A 2,077-nucleotide genomic window follows, 5' to 3' on the forward strand; every position below is an offset into this window, starting at 1 on the left:
CGACGGCCCCGACCACGTGCTCAACGCAGGGCGCCGCACGCTCACGCTGGTGATCGAAAACAGCGGCGACCGGCCGATCCAGGTCGGCTCGCACTATCACTTCGCCGAGACCAACGCGGCGCTGCGCTTCGACCGCAAGGCCGCCCACGGCATGCGGCTCAACATCGCCTCGGGCACCGCGGTGCGCTTCGAGCCGGGGCAACAGCGGACGGTGGAGCTGGTGGACTTTGCGGGGGAGCGCAAGGTGTATGGGTTTCGCGGGCTCGTTCAGGGGTCACTCTGAAACCCTCGTCCTGTTCGCACACCTCCACCCGCTCAGCCTGAGGTATCGAAGGCCCGCGCCGATCTGAGCACGCCTTCGATACCTCAGGCCGAACGGACTGAGAACTGACAAGAGAACACGAACCATGGCAACCATCACACGACGCGCCTATGCCGAAATGTTCGGCCCCACCACCGGCGACCGCGTGCGCCTGGCCGACACCGGCCTGCTGGTCGAAGTGGAGAAGGACTACACCCTCGCCGCCGGCACCTACGGCGAAGAGGTCAAGTTCGGCGGCGGCAAGACCATCCGCGACGGCATGGGCCAGAGCCAGCGGTTGGCCAAGGACGTGGCCGACACCGTGATCACCAACGCGCTGATCATCGACCACTGGGGCATCGTCAAGGCCGACATCGGCATCAAGGCCGGGCGCATCAGCGGCATCGGCAAGGCCGGCAACCCCGACGTGCAGCCGGGCGTGGACATCGTCATCGGCCCGGGCACCGAGATCATCGCTGGCGAGGGCAACATCATCACCGCCGGCGGCATCGACACCCACATCCACTTCATCTGCCCACAGCAGATCGAAGAAGCGCTGATGAGCGGCGTGACCACCATGCTCGGTGGCGGCACCGGCCCCGCCACCGGCACCTTCGCCACCACCTGCACGCCGGGGCCGTGGCACATCCACCAGATGCTCAAGGCGGCCGAGAGCTTCCCGATGAACCTGGGCTTCCAGGGCAAGGGCAACGCGAGCCTGCCCGGCGCGCTCGACGAGCAGATCGAAGCCGGCGCCTACGGCCTCAAGTTGCACGAGGACTGGGGCACCACGCCCGCGGCCATCGACAACTGCCTGAGCGTGGCCGAGCGGCACGACGTGCAGATCACCATCCACACCGACACGCTCAACGAATCGGGCTTCGTCGAAGACACCATCGCCGCCTTCAAGGGCCGCACCATCGCCACCTTCCACACCGAAGGCGCGGGCGGCGGGCATGCGCCCGACATCATCAAGTGCGCGGGCCTGCCCAACGTGCTGCCCTCGTCGACCAACCCGACCATGCCCTACACGGTCAACACCATCGACGAGCACCTCGACATGCTGATGGTGTGCCACCACCTCGATGCCTCCATCGCCGAAGACCTGGCCTTCGCCGAAAGCCGCATCCGCCGCGAGACCATCGCGGCCGAAGACATCCTGCACGACGTCGGCGTGTTCTCGATGATGTCGTCCGACAGCCAGGCCATGGGCCGCGTGGGCGAGGTGATCATCCGCACCTGGCAGACGGCCGACAAGATGAAGCAGCAGCGCGGCACGCTGCCCGAAGACAGCGCGCGGCACGACAACTTCCGCGTCAAGCGCTACATCGCCAAGTACACGATCAACCCGGCCATCACGCAAGGCATCTCGCACGAGGTGGGTTCGGTGGCGGTGGGCAAGCTGGCCGACCTGGTGGTGTGGAAGCCGGCCTTCTTCGGCGTGAAGCCTTCACTCATCCTGAAGGGCGGCGCGATCGCCGCGGCGGCGATGGGCGACCCCAACGCGTCAATCCCCACGCCGCAGCCGGTGCACTACCGGCCCATGTTCGCGAGCTTCGGCTCGGCCATGGACAACACCTGCATCACCTTCGTGTCGCAGGCCGCCGTCGACCTGGGCGTGGCCGACCAGCTGGGCCTCAAGCGCCGCGTGGCCGCCGTGCGCAACACACGCACCATCGGCAAGGCCGACATGATCCACAACGGCTTCACGCCCAAGATCGAGGTCGACCCGCAGACCTACGAGGTGCGCGCCGATGGCCAGCTGCTCACCTGCGA

The 2,077-nt window shown here is 67.1% G+C and carries 2 protein-coding genes; both read left to right on the forward strand.

The window, feature by feature from the left end; all coding sequences use genetic code 11:
- Nucleotides 1-283: urease subunit beta (locus tag VFL64_RS10795; RefSeq protein WP_489540378.1), on the forward strand; the 283-nt coding region annotated here is incomplete at its 5' end.
- 124 nt (nt 284-407) lie between these two features.
- A partial coding sequence (ureC, locus tag VFL64_RS10800) for an urease subunit alpha (RefSeq protein ID WP_489540379.1) occupies nt 408-2,077 on the forward strand: 1,670 nt, incomplete at its 3' end.

This window comes from Rhizobacter sp., from assembly GCF_035702065.1.
Lineage (GTDB): Bacteria > Pseudomonadota > Gammaproteobacteria > Burkholderiales > Burkholderiaceae_C > Rhizobacter.